Genomic DNA, 19,742 nt, shown 5'->3' with positions numbered 1-19,742 from the left:
AGGGGGAGACAACATGCCAAAACGTACGGATATAAATAAAATTTTAGTAATTGGGTCAGGACCCATTGTCATTGGGCAGGCAGCTGAATTTGACTATGCAGGAACACAGGCTTGTCAAGCGCTGAAAGAAGAAGGGTATGAAGTAATACTTATTAACTCGAACCCAGCAACGATTATGACAGATACGACAATGGCTGACCGAGTATATATTGAGCCGATTACGTATGAATTTGTGAGCCGAATTATTCGTCAAGAACGTCCAGATGGTCTTCTGGCAACATTAGGTGGTCAAACAGGTCTAAATATGGCTGTTGAACTAGAAGAATCAGGAATTTTAAAAGAGTACAATATTGAATTATTAGGAACACATCTTGATGCGATCAAACGTGCGGAGGACCGTGATTTATTTAGATCATTAATGAATGAATTAAATGAGCCCGTTCCAGAAAGCGATATCGTTCATAATTTAGAAGAAGCTTACCGGTTTGTGGAGCGTGTCGGTTATCCGATAATCGTTCGTCCGGCTTACACGCTTGGCGGTACTGGTGGCGGTCTCGTATATAACGAAGAAGACCTTATCGAAATTGTTACGAGTGGTCTAAAATATAGCCCTGTAACTCAATGTTTATTAGAAAAAAGTATCGCAGGGTTTAAAGAAGTAGAATACGAAGTAATGCGCGATGGCAAAAACCAAGCGATCGTAGTATGTAACATGGAAAATATCGATCCAGTCGGTGTTCATACAGGAGACTCGATCGTCGTTGCACCGAGTCAAACGCTATCTGATCGTGAATATCAAATACTTCGAAACTCATCATTGAAAATTATTCGTGCATTAGGAATTGAGGGGGGCTGTAACGTACAGTTCGCACTGGATCCTGATAGCTATCAATACTACATTATCGAAGTAAACCCGCGGGTAAGTCGCTCTTCAGCACTTGCATCGAAAGCAACAGGTTATCCAATTGCAAAGATCGCTGCTAAAATTGCAGTTGGCTACGCATTAGATGAGATCATGAACCCGATTACGAAAACAACATATGCAAGTTTTGAACCAGCTCTTGATTATGTCGTAAGTAAAATCCCGCGTTGGCCATTCGATAAATTTGAGTCAGCGAACAGAACTCTCGGTACTCAGATGAAAGCGACAGGCGAAGTAATGGCAATCGGTCGTAATTTAGAAGAGTCACTTCTAAAAGCGATCCGTTCATTAGAAGCAGGTGTTTTTCATCTCGAAAGAAGCGGGTTAGAAAAGCTTGAAAACGATGAATTAGAAAAGCGAGTAGCTGTAGCAGATGATGAACGCTTGTTTGTTGTCGGTGAAGCGTTCCGTCGCGGTTATACTGTGGAGCAATTATGGGAGCTAAGTAAAATTGATCGTTTCTTCTTAAATAAAATGAAAGATATCGTAGAGCTAGAAAAATCACTAAAAGAAAATAAAGGCGATATCGAACTTTTAACTGAGGCAAAAGAAAAAGGCTTTGCTGATGTAACGATTGCTCAGTTGTGGGAAATGGAAGAAGGAGAAATTTTTGATCTACGTGATCAAGAAGGGATCTTACCTGTTTATAAAATGGTTGATACATGTGCAGCTGAGTTTGAATCGGCAACTCCTTATTTCTATGGAACTTATGAAGATGAAAATGAGTCGTTCATTTCAGATAAAAAGAGTATTCTTGTCTTAGGATCAGGGCCAATCCGTATCGGTCAAGGGATTGAGTTTGATTATGCGACAGTTCATACGGTATGGGCGATTAAAGAAGCTGGTTATGAAGCCATTATTATTAATAACAACCCAGAAACTGTTTCAACTGATTTCAGCACATCTGATAAGCTTTACTTTGAGCCTTTAACACTTGAAGATGTCATGCATGTCATTAAACAAGAACAACCTGAAGGTGTTATTGTTCAGTTTGGTGGTCAAACAGCGATTAACTTGGCAGATGGGTTAGCTACCCGTGGTGTGAAAATTTTAGGAACGGCGCTTGAAGATATGGATCGTGCTGAGGATCGTGATAAGTTCGAGCATACTTTACAAGAGTTAGGTATACCACAACCATTAGGTAAAACAGCGACTTCAGTAGATCAAGCCGTTAATATTGCTAGTGAAATTGGCTATCCAGTACTAGTTCGACCGTCTTATGTCCTAGGTGGTCGAGCAATGGAAATTGTCTACAAAGAAGCTGAATTACTAAGTTATATGGAAAATGCGGTAAAAATTAATCCGAAGCATCCAGTATTAATTGACCGTTATTTAACAGGAAAAGAAATCGAAGTCGATGCGATTTCAGATGGTGAAAACGTCTATATACCTGGGATTATGGAGCATATTGAGCGTGCTGGTGTTCACTCAGGTGACTCGATTGCTGTTTATCCACCTCAAACATTATCAACTGAGATTAGAGAAAAAGTAATTGAGCGTACAATTGCATTAGCTCGTGGCTTGAACATTGTTGGTCTTTTAAATATTCAATTTGTCTTACATGAAAATGAAGTGTACGTACTTGAAGTGAACCCTCGTTCAAGCCGTACCGTTCCATTCTTAAGTAAGATTACAGGGGTGGCGATGGCAAACTTAGCTACAAAAGCGATTTTAGGTAAGAAACTACCTGAGCTAGGCTATGAAACAGGTTATCACCCAGAAGGAAAAGAAGTATCTGTTAAAGTTCCAGTCTTCTCATTTGCAAAACTTCGTCGTGTGGACATTTCACTTGGGCCTGAAATGAAATCGACCGGGGAAGTAATGGGACGTGACTATACATTAGAAAAAGCATTATATAAAGGCTTAATTGCCTCTGGGATGAAAATTCCAAAGTTTGGTTCGGTTCTTTTTACAATCGCTGATAAGGATAAAGAAGAGGGATTACAATTAGTGCATCGCTTCCACCGAATTGGCTATAACATATTAGCGACAGAAGGAACAGCAAAAATGATTAAAGACATAAACATTCCGGTTACAACGGTTAATAAAATTGGTGCGGAAAAGCCGAACTTACTTGATGTTATTCGTCAAGGGCAAGCTCAATTTGTCATCAATACATTCTCAAAAGGAAAACAACCTGCTCGTGATGGTTTCCGTATCCGTCGTGAAGCTGTTGAGAATGGTGTTGTTTGTTTAACATCACTTGACACAGCAGAAGCATTATTAAAAGTTATTGAGTCGATTACATTTGCTTCAGAAAGTATGCCAGCAATGCAATAGGAAAAGCGCAAGCGCCCGTTCAGCGACGTCGGAGTTGAGGGAAGTCTCGCTAGTCGCTGGGCGCTGAGCTGGACATCTTTGAATTTTATACTTTCTTAACTTTTTAAAAAAGGGGGATGCGCTTGTGCTTAAGGATAACTTAACGATCGTTCACCAAGAGAAAATTGCAGATCGAATATTTGAACTTGTACTTGAAGGTGAACTCGTTTCGAAAATGACAACACCTGGTCAATTTGTTCATGTCAAAGTTGACCGTGGGATTGATCCTCTGTTACGTCGCCCAATTAGCATTTGTAACGTCGATCTAAAGAAAAAACAGCTTACGATGTTATATCGTGCTGAAGGAAAAGGTACGTCACTTTTATCTGAACGTGTGAAAGGGGAACTTGTTGATATTATGGGTCCCCTTGGCACAGGTTTTCTAGTAGAAGAAGCGAAAGAGGGAGAAGTAGCATTATTAGTAGGTGGAGGAATCGGTGTTCCCCCACTATACTATCTTTCTCAACAATTGAAGGCAAAAGGAGTAAGGGTTGTTCATGTTCTAGGATTTGCCTCTGCAAAAGATGTTTTTTATGAAGAGAAATTTAGTGAACTTGGGGATACGTATGTAGCAACTGTCGATGGAACGCATGGGACGAAGGGGTTCGTGACAGATGTAATTGAACAACAAGGGCTAAATTTTGACATTTTATATTCATGCGGCCCCATTCCTATGCTAAAAGCTTTAGAAGAGCGCTTCTATGATAAGAAAGCATATTTATCCCTTGAACAAAGAATGGGTTGTGGAATTGGAGCATGTCTTGCTTGTGTTTGTCATCTTCAAGACGATCCAACAGGAACTTCATATAAAAAGATATGTACAGACGGCCCTGTATTCCCGATCGGGGAGGTGATCCTATGAGCCGTTTACAAATAGAACTACCAGGTTTATCAATGAAAAATCCAATCATGCCAGCATCTGGTTGTTTTGGTTTTGGAAAAGAGTATGCGAAGTTTTACGATTTAAGTAAACTCGGTGCAATCGCTGTAAAAGCAACTACTGCTGAACCACGTTACGGAAATCCAACACCACGTGTAGCGGAAACAGCAGCAGGAATGCTAAATGCGATTGGTTTGCAAAACCCTGGACTTGAAAAAGTTGTAACTGAAGAGCTTCCGTGGCTTGAAAAGTACGATGTTCCGATTATCGCCAACGTCGCTGGATCGGAAATGGAGGATTATATCGAAGTCGCCGAACGTGTATCGAAAGCATCGAATGTAACGGCGTTAGAGTTAAACATCTCATGTCCAAATGTTAAAAAAGGTGGAATTGCGTTTGGGACGATACCAGAAGTAGCTGCTGAACTGACGAAGGAAGTTAAAAATGTTTCGTCTGTGCCTGTTTATGTCAAATTATCGCCTAATGTTGCGGATATTGTTGGGATGGCAAAAGCGGTTGAAGCAGCGGGTGCAGACGGTCTATCCATGATCAATACACTCCTTGGCATGAGGATTGATTTGAAATCAAGAAAGCCGATCTTAGCCAATGGGGCAGGTGGACTTTCTGGTCCGGCAGTAAAACCAGTTGCGATTCGAATGATCCACCAAGTTAGTCAAGTTGTTTCCATCCCAATTATCGGTATGGGTGGTATCCAATCGGCTGAAGATGTGATCGAATTTTTCTTAGCAGGAGCTGATGCGGTTGCGGTTGGGACAGCAAACTTCGTCGACCCGTTCATTTGTCCAGAGATTATCGACGCTCTTCCAGAATTATTAGATCAGTTTGGTGTTGAGCATATATCAGAAATAACTGGAGGGAGCTGGAAACAATGAAACGACCTGTTATTATTGCCTTAGATTTTTCCAGTACCGATGCAGTTGAAGAATTTTTAACAAAAATGCCGAATAAGCCCCTTTTCTTGAAAGTAGGGATGGAGTTATTTTATAACACGGGTGCATCGCTCATTCATCGTTTGAAAGAAAACGGTCATCGTATTTTTTTGGATTTAAAATTACATGACATCCCGAATACCGTCCAACAGGGAATGAAAGCTCTTGCTCGTTTAAATGTCGATATCGTTAACGTTCATGCAGCAGGTGGTTCTGAAATGATGAAACGAGCAGTAGAGGGTTTAGATGCAGGAACGCCAGCAGGAATAGATCGTCCGAAGCTTATTGCGGTTACGCAATTAACGAGCACAAGCGAACTAGTGATGCAGCAAGAGTTGAGAATTCACGGAACACTAAAAGAAGCGGTACAAGCTTATGCGAAATTAGCGAAGACGAGTGGATTAGAGGGGGTTGTTTCGTCACCGCTTGAAGTACCATTCATTCACGAAGCGTGTGGTGAAAAATTTTTAACGGTAACACCTGGAATTCGTTTAGCAGGAGATGCGGTAGGAGATCAAAAACGAGTAACAACACCAACTGATGCAAGAAAGTTAGGTAGCTGGGGAATCGTTGTTGGTAGAAGCATTACCGCAAGTTGTGATCCAACAAAAGCTTATGAAAAAGTAATAGCAGAATGGGAGGAACAATCATGAGAGAACAAATTGCATCACACCTATTAGACATTAACGCTGTATATTTACGCCCGAATGATCCATTTACGTGGAGTTCTGGGATGAAGTCTCCCATTTATTGTGATAATCGTTTAACACTTTCTTACCCTATCATTCGTAAGGACATTGCGAACGGGTTAAAACAATTGATTGAAAAAAATTATGCTGATGTCAATGTGATTGCAGGAACAGCAACAGCTGGTATTCCTCATGCGGCTTGGGTAAGTGATTTAATGGAAAAACCAATGGCCTACATCCGTAGCAAAGCGAAAGGTCACGGGAAAGGAAATCAAATCGAAGGAAGAATTGAAGCTGGCGATAAAGTGGTAATTGTAGAAGATCTTATTTCAACTGGAGGCAGTGTTATTACAGCTGCTGAAGCTGTTCGCGAAGCTGGTGGAATTGTTATCGGGGTCGTTGCAATATTTACATATGGGCTTGAAAAAGGTATTACTCAGCTCGAAAAAGCAGAATTACCATTTCAAGTACTCACTGACTACGAAACGCTTCTTCAAGTATCACTCGAGAGAAATGATATCAATAAAGACGAACTAGAAAAACTTAAACAATGGCGTGAAAATCCATCATCAACAGATTGGATGAACGCCTAATAAAATAAAAAGGCCGACTCGGTGTCGGTCTTTTTATTTAAGAATAAGAAAGCATAAATTTCGAGGATGTCTAGCTGCAGGTGTCATCGGCTCGAGGTCGCTTCGGTCCATCAAATGTGTCTAAAAATCAAGACACTAATTGCTGGCCCTCCAGCGCTTGTCGCCGATAAGCAGACACCTTCCGCTTTTCAATGTCTAGCTACAGCGCCCAGCGTCTAGTGGACTTCGCTCCCCCTCCTTACGATAAGTCAACATCGGCTCGATGAATCTCGCCGTGTTTCCTTTATCTCATACGGTGGGGCTCCAGTCCATACGCCGCTGAACGGGCGCTTGCACTTTTCTTGTATCATTGGCTGGGACTACCGATGAGTTGGAATGATATATTTTGATTAAAACGCGATATAATTGGAATTAGACTCGATATATCTTGACTTACAACCGATATATTCTAAATCTAATGAAAACATGAGGTGGGAATCAGATGAGAAAAATGAATGGGGAAGAATTTGATCCACTAGTTCCATTTTTTGATGCGATGGCGTGTACAAGCTGGTTAAGTGATGTCCACCATCAAATCAAGCGAGTAACTGGAAGCTGGACTGGGAAAAGAGTACTAGATGTTGGATGTGGAACGGGTCGCTTACTACTTAGAGGTGTAGACGAAGCTCGTCAAGTCGTAGGTATCGATTTGTCTGAAGGAATGGTTCAAGCAGCTACTGAACTTTTTGCTGAAAAAGGGAAAAGTGATCAATCATCCTTTCAAGTCGGAGATGCTTATAACTTGCCTTATGCTCAAAATGAATTCGATTTAGCTCTTTCGACGTGTGTCCTTTTTCTTTTGCCAGAACCTGAAAAAGGAATGAAAGAAATACTTCGAGTTGTTAAAGACGGTGGGATGATTGCGATGTTAAATCCATCCGAACATATGAATCAACAAGCAGCAGCCGATTACTGTCAACAGAACAATATTACTCAATTTGAGGAAACGACATTGCTGAAGTGGTCGAATATTTCTACGTTAAGGCATCGTTACAATTCAGAAGAATTATCTACCTTTTTATTAGGATGTGGAGCGAAACAAGTGGAACATTTTCCAGTTGTGGGTGGTTTGGCTTTAATCACTATTTGTAAGCTTTGATTTATTTATTGCCTGGGAATTATTTAGACAGAAAAAAACTTCGTCTAAGTTTAATTTAAACGAAGTTTTTTTCTTAAAGAATAAGAAAGCATAATTTTCGAGGATGTCTAGCTTCAGCGCCCAGCGTCTAGTGGACTTCGCTCTCCTCCTTACGATAAGTTAACATCAGATCGCTTACGCTCTCTGTGTTGCCTTTATCTCATACGGAGGGCTCCAGTCCATACGCCGCTGAACGGGCGCTGCCTCTTTTCAATGTCTAGCTGCAGGTGTCATCGGCTCGAGGTCGCTTCGGTCCATCAAACGTGTCCAAAAGTCAGGACACTAATTGCTGGACCTCCAGCGCTTGTCGCCGATAAGCAGACACCTTCCGCTTTTCTTATTTCCTCAATTTTAAGACTAAATCCTCATCAGGGGTAACATACAATGTCGTTTGATTGTCATAAATAACAAATCCTGGCTTTGAGCCATTTGGCTTTTTAACATATCTTATTTTTGTATAATCAACAGGTACCCTGCTCGATTGTCTTGCCTTACTATAAAAAGCAGCAACTGTTGCAGCCTCAGTTAATGTCGTCTCATCAGGTTTTGTGTGACGGATGACGACATGAGATCCTGGAATGTCTTTTGTATGGAGCCATATTTCGTCTTGGCGAGCAAAGCGATTCGTTAAATATTCATTTTGTTTATTGTTTTTACCGACAAAGAATTCAACTCCGGTCGATGAAATGTAAGCTTCAATTTGTGGTTTCACAGGCTTCTTCTTTTTCTTCCCGTCTTTTTGCCGACGTCTTACATAGCCTTCTTCAATCAGCTCTTCACGAATTTCCTCAACATCTTTCGGTGACGCTGATTCCATTTGTTGAATTAATTGATCAAAATATTGAATTTCTTGCTGTGCTTTTATGATTTGTTCCTCTACAACAGCAACCGAGTTTTTCGCTTTGTTATACTTGCGGAAGTAGTTTTGTGCGTTATCTGATGGTGTTTTTTGCGGATCTAATGGAATGGTAACTGTACCGCCGTTCTCATCATAATAATCGATCACTTCAACAGCTGTATCCCCCCGTTTGACTTGGTGAAGATTAGCGGTTAATAATTCCCCAAAGCGTTGATGTTTTTGTGCTTTTTCAGCATCAACTAATGTATTTTCGAGTTTTATAATTTTCTTTTCATTTTTTTGAAGTTCATTTCGTAAGAACCGTTCTAAATCATGTGCTTGCTGTTTGACTCGGTCGCGCTCACCTTTTCCATAGAAGAAGCGGTCTAGTAGTTCACTTATCGATGAAAAATACCGTACATCCCCTTGAAGATATGTGAGTGGAAAAAGTGAAAATGCTACTTTATTATCTCCAACAATCATTTGTGGTTCATATTTCTTTTCTTTTAATGGTTCGATCACCTCAAAGAATGCTGCAGCAATTGCTTTCTGTTGTGATAGCTTGGCGCGATGAACAATTTCTTTAGTAACTTGTGGCGAAATTCCAGCAAACTTTTCAAGAATTTGTTTATCTAATTTTCCTTGATTAAAGTCGAGCTTTCGCAGGAAACTTTCTTCGTCTACTGAAAAAGGGTCAGTTTTTCCTTGTGCAGGTGGAAACTCGTATTGATGACCTGGTATTACCGTTCGTACACTACTTTGCGATGGTGAGATATGTTTGATGCTATCGATAATTTTTTTGCTGTCTTTATCGATGAGTGTAATATTACTATGGCGACCCATGATTTCGATAATTAATGTTTTATAAGTTGTGTCTCCTAGTTCATCCTTTCCCTTAATATCGATTGTAATAATCCGTTCCATTTCGATCTGTTTTATTTTTTCAATAAAACTTCCTTCTAAATGTTTGCGAAGAAGCATGCAAAACATCGGTGGTTCTTGCGGGTTTTCATATTTTTCAGTTGTTAAATGTATTCTCGCAAATGAAGGGTTTGCAGAAATGAGTAATGAATGATTATTTCCTTTAGCACGAATAGTTAATAATAATTCCGTTTTATAAGGTTGATAGACACGAGAAATTCTACCCGTTTCTAGTTTTTCTTGTAATTCATTTGTTATTGCTCTTGTCATTAGTCCATCAAATGACATATGTTCACCAACTTCCTAAATCGATCTTTTAATAAGTGTTTAAAAAGGAAGACAAAAAGGTCCGAGAAGTTCGAGGCGTGCAGTTGCGAGTACAGAAGCGTATTCTTTAAATACGTAATAAACGCAGTAGCAAACCAACGAAGAAAATTCGACAGAGATTTTTCCCAGACTTTTTAAACATCCTCTCAAAAATTTAAATTTCTCATTCATTCCCATCATCAGTATAGCATTTTTTAGGACGTGCCTGAATAAGATGCTTGTATAAAGTGTACAAGATGTGGGGTGTCGTCATGAAATGGTATGAGATGGAGGTAAATGAAGTTGAAAAATCAACAGGAACTAACGGAGCAACTGGTTTATCTATTAAGGAGGCACAAAAACGATTAAAGCAATATGGAGAAAACAAACTAGATGAAGGTGAAAAACCATCAGCACTTTTAGTTTTTTTAGGTCAGTTTAAAGATTTTATGGTGCTTGTTTTACTCGCTGCGACTCTCATTTCGGGTCTTTTAGGAGAATACATCGATGCCATAACAATTATGGTAATTATCCTTTTAAATGGTGTATTGGGGTTTGTTCAGGAACGAAAAGCAGAAAAGTCTTTGACAGCCTTGAAAGAGTTATCTGCTCCGCAATTAGTCGTACTTCGAGATGGTGAGTGGACGAAAATTCCATCAAGTATGGCTGTTGTAGGTGATATTGTTAAGATTACAAGCGGTGACCGGATTGGCGCTGATATGCGTTTGCTACAAGCAAATGGTCTACAAATTGAAGAATCATCACTTACAGGGGAATCGGTACCTGTTCAAAAAAGTGAGAAAGTTTTGCAAGGTGAAGACCTTGAACTGGGTGATCAATCGAATATGGCGTTTATGGGTACGCTCGTTACTCAGGGAAATGGGGTCGGTGTCATCGTTGCAATTGGCATGAAAACAGAAATGGGTAAAATTGCCCATTTGCTTCAGTCGACCGAAACATTAATTACACCTTTACAAAGAAAACTTGAACAGTTAGGAAAAATACTAATTGGTGTTGCTTTACTCCTAACGGCTCTTGTTGTTCTTGTTGGGGTTTATCAAGGTCATGATGTGTATACAATGTTCCTAGCTGGTGTTTCGTTAGCGGTTGCAGCTATTCCTGAAGGGCTGCCTGCTATTGTAACAGTTGCATTAGCACTTGGTGTACAACGAATGATTAAACGAAAAGCAATTGTTCGTAAACTACCTGCAGTCGAAACATTAGGTTGTGCTTCTGTTATTTGTTCAGATAAAACAGGAACATTAACACAAAATAAAATGACCGTGACCCACCTTTGGATTGGTGGGAAAACATGGAATGTAACAGGATCAGGTTATGAACCAGTGGGTGAATTTTTAACAAATGGAGAAAAAGTAAATATCCACAAAGAACGAGCACTCCAACAAATGCTCGCATTTGGCTACTTATGCAATCATGCGAAGGTAAATGAAAAAACAGTAAAAGAAGGCCTATTAAAAAAGAAAAAAACAGAATATGTATTAGACGGTGATCCGACAGAAGGGGCACTTGTTGTAGCAGCGATGAAGGCGGGGATATCTGCAGATGCACTTCAAAAGCAGTTTACGATTATAAAAGAATTTCCATTTGAATCAACACGAAAAATGATGACCGTTATTGTTCAGGATAAAAATGGAAAAAGATTCGCTGTAACAAAAGGAGCACCAGATGTTGTCTTAGCGAATAGTAATAAAATATTTTTTAATTCACGTGAAGAAGCGATGACAAATAGGAATCGTACATTAGTTGAAGATGCGATTACAACGCTCGCTAGTCGAGCGCTTCGGACGATTGCTATCGCTTATCGTCCGCTTACAATTCAAGATAAAGTAGATTATCCTTTAGATGTAGAAAAAGACCTAACCTTTATCGGTCTTGAAGGAATGATAGACCCACCGCGACCAGAAGTGAAAGCTTCGATTCGTGAATGTCGCGAAGCTGGGATAAAAACAATTATGATTACAGGTGATCATTCAATTACAGCGAGGGCCATTGCAACGCAACTTGATATTTTACCTGAAAGTGGGAAGGTACTAGAAGGACAAACGCTTTCAAGAATCAGCGTTGAGCAGTTAGAAGAGATTGTAGATGATGTATATGTTTTTGCCCGCGTATCTCCTGAACATAAATTGAAAATTGTTAAAGCCTTACAAGCACGAGGTCATATCGTTGCGATGACAGGTGATGGTGTCAATGATGCTCCAGCCATAAAGGCAGCAAATATCGGAATAGCGATGGGAATTACAGGTACAGATGTTGCAAAGGAAGCCTCATCTTTGATTTTAAGTGATGACAATTTTGCCACGATTAAAGCCGCTATTAAAGAAGGACGTAATATATATGAAAACATTCGAAAATTTATTCGTTATATGCTCGCTTCTAACGTTGGGGAAATTTTAGTCATGTTATTTGCTATGATTTTGGGATTACCTTTACCACTCGTCGCCATTCAAATTTTGTGGATTAACCTCGTAACAGATGGGTTACCTGCAATGGCACTTGGGATGGATAAACCAGAGGGCGACGTGATGAAGCGACCACCGCGAAGTCCTAATGAAGGTGTATTTGCTCGTGGTCTCGCTTGGAAAATTGTAACACGAGGGTTTATGATTGGAATCGTAACACTCGTTGCATTTATGATAATGTTAAATGCAAACCCAGATGATTTAACGAAAGCACAAACCGTAGCATTTGTTACATTAGTTATGGCACAGCTCATCCATGTTTTTGATTGTCGTAGTGAATATTCTGTATATCATCGTAATCCTTTTGAAAATATGTATCTTGTTGTTGCGGTTATTTCATCTATATTGCTAATGCTTGTCGTAATTTATTATCCACCGTTACAAACGGTTTTCCACACGACGTTCATGGACGTTCGAGATTGGCTACTGATCCTTGGTTTGGCGGCAATACCAACAGTCGTATTAGGAGCTGGGCAGTTATTTGGTAAGCGATAAGCTTTTAGACTTGCTATTTTAATAAAGTTTCGTTAGGCTGTTAAAGGTGACTTTACAAACCTTTAATGGCCTTTCTTTTCTTTTTGACATTGAAGGTGTTAAAATTAGATAGAATAGAAAAAGTGGATGTGATAAGATGATTACAAGTATGACAGGATACGGGCAAGCGGTCTTAGACAATGGACGCTTTAAGGTTTCAGTTGAAATGCGTTCCTATAATCATCGTTTTTTTGAAGTAATGGTACGAATGCCTAGACAGCTTTTACCAATTGAAGAACAATTAAAGAAAGCTGTTCAAAGCCAAGTGAATCGTGGGAAGGTCGATGTTTTTATCAACATTGACGGAGAAGGTCTTGTTAAAAAGCGACTTGACGTAGATTGGGATTTATTTAATGAATACATTCACATTGCAAATGAAATGAAAAAGCAAGCAAATTTCACTACAGAACCGACAGTAGACGGACTTCTTCTTCATGATAAGATAGTCAGTGTTCACGAGCAAGAACAAACGGACGAAGGGCTTTTCTCTTTGCTGACCAAGGCTACAAAAGAGGCTGCATTGAAGTTAGTGGAGATGAGACAGCGTGAAGGACGTACATTATATGCTGATTTAAAAACGAGAGTTGAATTTGTTAAACAGTTAGTCTATGAGTTGCGGCAGTATGCTCCAAAAGTGGCTGATCATTATCGCTCAAAGTTGCAAAAGCGTGTTGAAGAATTTTTGCAAGGGCAAGTGGAGTATGATGAAAGCAGATTACTAAATGAAGTGGCTTTCTTTGCCGATAAAACGAATGTAGATGAAGAGTTAATACGACTCGATTCCCATACGGTTCAATTTATAAAAATAATTGAAGATGGTGGCGTTGTTGGCAGAAAGCTTGATTTTCTCATACAGGAAATGAACCGTGAAGTAAATACGATTGGTTCAAAAGCAAATGACATACATATTAGTCGTCAAGTGGTAGAATTAAAGAGTGAAATTGAAAAAATTAAAGAACAAGTGCAAAATATTGAATGATTTTATAGAAAAACACCCGCTCTTCGTATATAGTAATTTTAGAGTGGGAAAAATATGAGAGTGAGTTTTTTCTTTTTTACATAAGACACTAGCATAAATGGCTAAAGTGCTCCTAATCACTCCTCTCAAAAAGCGAGGGAGAAAAGATGAATATTAAGTTAATTAATATAGGCTTTGGTAACATCGTATCTGCAAATCGGATAATCTCAATTGTAAGTCCAGAGTCTGCTCCAATTAAGCGAATTATTCAAGAAGCAAGAGAACGTAATATGTTGATTGATGCAACGTATGGGAGACGTACTCGTGCTGTCATCATTGCAGATAGTGACCATGTCATTTTAAGTGCAGTTCAGCCTGAAACGGTGGCACAGCGTCTAACGAATAAGGATGAAGCAGAAGACGCATAGACATACATACACAAACTACTCGGCAACCGCCGGGTTTCTTTACACTTTTTAACTAAGAACTTGTCTAGGTTAAAATGTATGACAAGTTAAACGGAGGTATTTATGAAAAAGGAAAAAGGGTTGTTGATTGTTCTTTCAGGCCCTGCAGGAGTAGGAAAAGGAACAGTCTGTTCAGCACTTCGACAAGAGAACACAGACATACAATATTCAGTGTCTGCAACCACTCGGGCTCCACGTGCAGGAGAGGTAGATGGTGTCAATTACTTCTTCAAATCAAGAGAAGAATTTGAAAATATGATAAAAAATGATGATCTTTTAGAATGGGCTGAATATGTCGGGAATTATTATGGTACGCCGATTGATTATGTGAAAAAGACCATTAATGAAGGTAATGACATTATTTTAGAAATTGAAGTACAAGGTGCATTAAAAGTGAAAGAACGCTTACCTGAAGGTGTATTTATCTTCTTAATGCCACCGAGCTTAGCAGAATTAAGAAAACGTATTGAAGGCCGAGGCACAGAACCAGCTGACGTCATTAATAAAAGAATGACCGTTGCTAAAGAAGAGATTGATATGATGAAAAAATATGATTATGTCGTTGAAAACGATGAAGTGCAATTAGCTGTTGATCGAATTAAAGCGATTGTAACAGCTGAACATTGTAAGCGTGAACGATTAATCGAGAAATATAAACAGTTAGTGGAGGTTGAGTAGCATGCTTTATCCATCAATTGATTCATTATTAGATAAGTTAGACTCGAAATATACATTAGTGACTGTATCATCAAAACGTGCACGTGAAATTAAAGAAGATTTAAGCCGTGGGCCGTTAGTAGCAAGACCTGTTTCTCATAAGCCAGTAGGGGTTGCTTTAGAGGAAATCGTATCAGACCAACTTCAATATGAGCGCCTTGAAAAATAACAACCTATTCTTAAAATAGGTTGTTTTTTCTTAAAAAAATAAGAAATTCGAAAGCGATCTAGCGCAAGCGCCCAACGCCTAGTGGACTTCGCACTCCTCCTTACGATAAGTCAACATCGGCTCACTACGTTTACCGTGTTTCCTTTATCTCATACGGAGGGCGCAAGGACTACGTCGCTAACCAGGCGCTTACGCTTTTCTATACAAGGGGGAAGAATTGATGTTTAATGGAAAAAATATTTTGCTTTGTGTGACAGGTGGTGTAGCGGTATTTAAAGCAGCGGCTTTAACGAGTAAGCTTTCACAAGCAGGTGCTACGGTTAAAGTAATGATGACAAAGTCAGCTGAAAAGTTCGTTACCCCTTTAACATTTCAAACACTTTCAAGGCAACCTGTTTATAATGATACTTTTGATGAAAAAGATCCGAGTGGTGTGGCGCATATCGATTTAGCGGACTGGGCAGATGTTGTACTCATTGCACCAGCGACTGCAAATATGATCGGAAAGTTAGCAAATGGGATTGCTGATGATATGATATCTACGACGTTACTTGCAACAACAGCACCAGTATTTGTAGCACCTGCAATGAATGTACATATGTATGCTCATCCTGCTGTCAATCGTAATTTAGAAACGCTTAGTCAATTCGGTTATCGGTTTATTGAGCCTGATGAAGGTTTTTTAGCTTGTGGATACATAGGTAAAGGGAGATTAGCGGAGCCTGAACAAATCATGGAGCAATTAAAACAGTTTTTTCAAATCCAAGCTTACGAACCGCTAAAGGGAAAAAACTTTCTTATAACAGCTGGACCGACGCAAGAAAAGATAGACCCAGTACGTTATATTACAAACCACTCTTCTGGCAAAATGGGTTACCAGCTAGCAGAAGTAGCAGCAGAACTCGGCGCTACAGTTACTCTTATTTCTGGGCCTACTCAACTAGATACCCCTAAAGGAGCAACGCGAATTAACGTACAGTCAGCAGAGGATATGTTTAAGGCAGTGATGGATTATTTTGATGCTACCGACGTCGTGATTAAGACAGCAGCGGTTGCCGATTATCGCCCGAAAGTGGTTCACACAGAAAAGATGAAAAAAAAACCAGGGGATGCAGTTATAGAGCTTGAACGAACAACAGATATATTAGCAACATTGGGTGAGTTGAAAACGGGTCAAATTCTTGTTGGATTTGCAGCAGAAACGGAAAAAGTCGAAAAGTATGCCAAAGGGAAGCTAGAACGAAAAAACTTAGATATGATCGTAGCTAATAACCTTACAGAAGCAGGGGCAGGATTTAAAGGAGATACGAACAGAGTAACGATTTATAAAAAAAATGGTGAGACAATCGAACTTCCGATAATGACAAAACGAGAAGTAGCCGAGCAAATTCTCAGTGAAGTTATAAATCATCATAAAGGAAGTTCTCGAGAATGATTGCGAGGGTCGTTGTCGATGTCCCGAGTGGACAAACCGATCGCTTATTTGATTATCAAATCCCAACGGAGTGGAATCATATTATTGAAAAAGGGATGAGAGTCGTTGTTCCATTTGGTCCAAGGGCAATACAAGGTTTTGTTGTTGAGGTCACCGAAAGTTCAACTGTTGATAATTTAAAAGAAATTAAGGACATTTTAGATGTTACACCTGTATTAACAGAAGAGCTTCTTGAACTTGGGAATTGGTTAACCGATCAAACACTTTCTTATAAAATTTCAGCATATCAAGTGATGTTACCTGCAGCATTAAAAACAAAAGTAGAAAAACAATTACATTGCTTTGGAGACCATTCCCAGTTACCTGCTCCGCTCCAACCGTTTTTTCTAGACCAGCCATTAGTGAAATGGAATGACATTGTTGACACTAATCAAAACTTATTAAAGTTAATAAAGGATGCTGTGAAGGAAGGGTTACTTGAAGTTCAATATTCAGTGAAAGATAAAGGTAAAAAACAAACACACCGGATGATAGCCTGTCCGCTTTCAAAAGACGAATTAACTAAGATTGTAGATACAATACCACAAAGAGCAGAAAAGCAAAAAGCAATTGTCCAATATTTTACTAACCATGTAGGACAAGTTCCTTTAATTCGCTTGATGGAACTAACAGGCAGTAGTCGTTCAACAGTAAAAAACCTTGTTGATAAAGGAATCCTCATTGAAAAAGATGAAGAGTTTTATAGAGATCCATTTATAAATGAGAGTTTTGAACAAACAAAACCGTTGCCGTTAACTGAGCACCAGCAAAAAGTGACGGTACCTATTCTACATTCAATTGAGAATAACGTTCATCACACTTTTTTATTACATGGGGTTACTGGAAGTGGAAAAACTGAAGTTTACTTACAGGTCATTGACCGAGTGTTATCTCAAGGTAAAGAAGCGATCGTGCTCGTTCCAGAAATCTCGTTGACTCCACAAATGGTTGAAAGATTTAAAGGGAGATTTGGTTCGCAAGTTGCTGTTCTTCATAGTGGTCTTTCGCTAGGCGAAAAATATGACGAATGGCGAAAAATTCATCGAAAAGAAGTTAATGTTGCTGTTGGGGCCAGGTCGGCCATTTTTGCTCCGTTTGAGAATTTAGGCATTATTATTATTGATGAAGAACATGAAGGTAGTTATAAACAAGAGGAAATGCCAAGATATCATGCCAAAGATGTAGCCATTTTTCGTGGAAAGTATTATCAATGTCCCGTTGTTTTAGGTAGTGCGACACCTTCGCTAGAAACCTTTGCAAGAGCTAAAGTTGGTAGGTATGAATTACTTACCTTAGGAGAGCGAGTCAATAAAGGTCCCCTTCCTTCCGTTAAAGTCGTCGATATGCGTGAAGAATTAAGGGCAGGTAATCGCTCGATGTTTTCCAGTGCACTATTTGAAAAGATGCAAGATCGCTTAAATAAAAAAGAACAAATGGTTCTATTGTTAAATCGGCGTGGGTTCTCTACATTTGTAATGTGTCGTGATTGCGGATTTGTACCAACGTGTGAACATTGTGATATTTCATTCACGTACCACAGGACAAGTCACACACTTAAATGTCATTATTGTGGTCATGAAGAACGAATGCCTACAACTTGTCCATCATGTGCAAGTGAGCACGTTCGTTTTTTTGGAACAGGAACGCAACGAGTAGAAGAAGAGTTAGGGAAAGTATTGCCAGAAGCCCGTGTCATCCGTATGGATGTAGATACGACTAGACGTAAAGGGGCTCATCAAAAGTTGTTGAAAGAGTTTGGTGAAGGAAAAGCTGATATACTTTTGGGCACACAAATGATTGCAAAAGGGCTTGATTTCCCCAATATCACTTTGGTGGGCGTGTTATCAGCAGATACGATGCTACATTTACCTGACTTTCGTTCTTCCGAAAGAACATTTCAACTGTTAACTCAAGTGAGTGGCAGAGCTGGTCGACATCAGTTACCTGGAGAAGTTATCGTTCAAACCTATACGCCTGAGCATTACAGTATTGAGCTTGTGAAAGATCATGACTATATTACTTTTTTTCAACGAGAGATGTTTATCAGAAAGGGAAGCGGGTATCCGCCGTATTATCATATTGTTTTAATTAATATCTCTCATCAGGAGTTGCCAAAAGTTATCCATGTAACAGAAAAAATTACTCATTTTATAAAAGAACACCTTACAAAAGAAGCGACGATACTCGGCCCGGTCGCATCGCCAATTGCTCGGATTAAAGATAGATATCGTTATCAATGCATGATAAAATACAAAAATGAACCAGAACTTGGTAATGTATTACGTGAAATTCAACAGCATTATAGTCGAGAGGTAGCTCAAGGCGAATTGCTGATTTCAATAGATATGAATCCACAAATGTTTATGTAAAAGATGTGTTTGGATATATGAAAGGTAGGTAAATAGATACATGAAAATTGTTTTTATGGGTACACCGGATTTTTCCGTTCCTGTATTACGCCAGCTAGTTGAGGATGGCTATGAAATTGTTGGTGTTGTTACACAACCAGACCGTCCTAAAGGAAGAAAGCGAGTTCTAACACCACCTCCCGTTAAAGTTGAAGCAGTAGAACATGGATTAACTGTCTTACAACCTGAAAAAATAAAGGAACAGGAAGAACTAGGTAAAGTGATTTCACTAAAGCCAGATTTAATCGTTACAGCTGCATTCGGACAAATTTTACCGCGGGAAATTTTAGAAGCACCAAAATACGGTTGTATTAATGTCCACGCCTCATTGTTACCTAAATATCGTGGGGGAGCGCCTATTCATCAAGCAATAATAGATGGAGAAGTAGAAACAGGAATAACAATTATGTATATGGTGGAAAAACTAGATGCAGGAGATATTTTAACACAGGTAGCTGTTCCTATTGAAGAAGAAGACCACGTCGGTTCATTACATAATACGTTAAGTGCAGCAGGGGCGAAATTATTATCTGAAACAATTCCAGCTCTTGTTCGAGGTGAAATAAAGCCGATTGAGCAAAATGAAGAAGAGGTTACATTTGCTAAAAATATTACGCGGGATCAAGAGAAAATTGATTGGAACAAAACAGGTGAAGAAATTTACAATCAAATACGTGGGCTTCATCCGTGGCCTGTTGCTTTTACGATGTTAAGAGGGCAACCAATGAAAATTTGGTGGGGACAAAAAGTACCTACTGTAAAAAAAGTGATACCAGGCACCGTCGTCGCAATCGAAGATGATGGATTTATTGTAGCAACAGGAAATGATGTGGCAATAAAAGTGACAGAACTGCAACCAGCAGGTAAAAAACGAATGCTTGCCGGTCATTTTTTGCGAGGGGCAGGTATTACAACAGGAGATAAACTAGGAGAATAG

15 protein-coding genes are annotated in these 19,742 nt (G+C 39.4%); 14 read left to right on the top strand and 1 reads right to left on the bottom strand.

The window, feature by feature from the left end; translation table 11 throughout:
• Window positions 1–13: 13 nt before the first annotated feature.
• The 6 genes from carB to J0N78_RS07670 all read left to right on the top strand — a co-directional run bounded on the left by carB (window position 14) and on the right by J0N78_RS07670 (window position 7,491).
• Window positions 14–3,202, top strand: a complete 3,189-nt coding sequence (gene carB, locus J0N78_RS07695; protein WP_209122448.1) for a carbamoyl-phosphate synthase large subunit — start codon at window positions 14–16, stop codon at window positions 3,200–3,202.
• Window positions 3,203–3,326: 124 nt separating this feature from the next.
• The gene (locus J0N78_RS07690; protein ID WP_307794910.1) at window positions 3,327–4,103 is read left to right on the top strand and encodes a dihydroorotate dehydrogenase electron transfer subunit; all 777 of its coding nucleotides are present in this window, start codon (window positions 3,327–3,329) and stop codon (window positions 4,101–4,103) included.
• A complete protein-coding gene (locus J0N78_RS07685) occupies window positions 4,100–5,014 on the top strand; it encodes a dihydroorotate dehydrogenase (protein WP_209122447.1) in 915 nt (304 codons plus the stop codon). The genes J0N78_RS07690 and J0N78_RS07685 overlap by 4 nt, the downstream gene beginning before the upstream one ends.
• Window positions 5,011–5,724 carry an orotidine-5'-phosphate decarboxylase gene (pyrF, locus tag J0N78_RS07680; RefSeq protein WP_209122446.1) on the top strand — a complete coding sequence of 238 codons (714 nt, stop codon included), beginning with the start codon at window positions 5,011–5,013 and terminating at the stop codon, window positions 5,722–5,724. Before J0N78_RS07685 ends, pyrF begins: the two co-directional genes overlap by 4 nt.
• Window positions 5,721–6,353, top strand: coding sequence for an orotate phosphoribosyltransferase (gene pyrE / locus J0N78_RS07675; protein ID WP_209122445.1), 633 nt, complete (start codon window positions 5,721–5,723; stop codon window positions 6,351–6,353). The genes pyrF and pyrE overlap by 4 nt, the downstream gene beginning before the upstream one ends.
• Before the next feature lie 481 nt (window positions 6,354–6,834).
• Window positions 6,835–7,491 carry a class I SAM-dependent methyltransferase gene (locus J0N78_RS07670; RefSeq protein ID WP_209122444.1) on the top strand — a complete coding sequence of 219 codons (657 nt, stop codon included), beginning with the start codon at window positions 6,835–6,837 and terminating at the stop codon, window positions 7,489–7,491.
• A gap of 376 nt (window positions 7,492–7,867) precedes the next feature.
• On the opposite strand, the gene J0N78_RS07665 is transcribed toward J0N78_RS07670, so the two are convergent.
• Window positions 7,868–9,577 (bottom strand): Rqc2 family fibronectin-binding protein, encoded by a 1,710-nt coding sequence (locus J0N78_RS07665; protein WP_209122443.1) that lies wholly within the window; start codon window positions 9,575–9,577, stop codon window positions 7,868–7,870.
• 290 nt (window positions 9,578–9,867) lie between these two features.
• Here J0N78_RS07665 and J0N78_RS07660 point away from each other — a divergent pair, with 290 nt between their 5' ends.
• From J0N78_RS07660 to fmt, 8 genes are all read left to right on the top strand, one after another.
• Window positions 9,868–12,573, top strand: coding sequence for a cation-translocating P-type ATPase (locus J0N78_RS07660; protein ID WP_209122442.1), 2,706 nt, complete (start codon window positions 9,868–9,870; stop codon window positions 12,571–12,573).
• A gap of 136 nt (window positions 12,574–12,709) precedes the next feature.
• Window positions 12,710–13,591 (top strand): YicC/YloC family endoribonuclease, encoded by an 882-nt coding sequence (locus tag J0N78_RS07655; RefSeq protein WP_209122441.1) that lies wholly within the window; start codon window positions 12,710–12,712, stop codon window positions 13,589–13,591.
• A 146-nt stretch (window positions 13,592–13,737) separates the two neighbouring features.
• On the top strand, window positions 13,738–13,998 hold the full coding sequence (remA, locus tag J0N78_RS07650) for an extracellular matrix/biofilm regulator RemA (protein WP_209122440.1): 261 nt from the start codon (window positions 13,738–13,740) through the stop codon (window positions 13,996–13,998).
• A 102-nt stretch (window positions 13,999–14,100) separates the two neighbouring features.
• Entirely contained in the window at window positions 14,101–14,715 is a 615-nt protein-coding gene (gene gmk / locus J0N78_RS07645; RefSeq protein ID WP_209122439.1) for a guanylate kinase, read from the top strand.
• Window position 14,716: 1 nt separating this feature from the next.
• Window positions 14,717–14,923 carry a DNA-directed RNA polymerase subunit omega gene (rpoZ, locus tag J0N78_RS07640; RefSeq protein WP_209122438.1) on the top strand — a complete coding sequence of 69 codons (207 nt, stop codon included), beginning with the start codon at window positions 14,717–14,719 and terminating at the stop codon, window positions 14,921–14,923.
• 220 nt (window positions 14,924–15,143) lie between these two features.
• Window positions 15,144–16,358, top strand: a complete 1,215-nt coding sequence (gene coaBC, locus J0N78_RS07635) for a bifunctional phosphopantothenoylcysteine decarboxylase/phosphopantothenate--cysteine ligase CoaBC (RefSeq protein ID WP_209122437.1) — start codon at window positions 15,144–15,146, stop codon at window positions 16,356–16,358.
• On the top strand, window positions 16,355–18,766 hold the full coding sequence (priA, locus tag J0N78_RS07630; RefSeq protein WP_209122436.1) for a primosomal protein N': 2,412 nt from the start codon (window positions 16,355–16,357) through the stop codon (window positions 18,764–18,766). Before coaBC ends, priA begins: the two co-directional genes overlap by 4 nt.
• 40 nt (window positions 18,767–18,806) lie before the next feature.
• Window positions 18,807–19,742, top strand: coding sequence for a methionyl-tRNA formyltransferase (gene fmt, locus J0N78_RS07625; RefSeq protein ID WP_209122435.1), 936 nt, complete (start codon window positions 18,807–18,809; stop codon window positions 19,740–19,742).

Origin of the sequence: Alkalihalobacillus sp. BA299 (assembly GCF_017745675.1) — a bacterium.
Lineage (GTDB): Bacteria > Bacillota > Bacilli > Bacillales > Bacillaceae_F > Alkalihalobacterium.
Note: the sequence above shows the minus strand (reverse complement) of the source record. Positions and strands in the feature narration are given on the sequence as shown.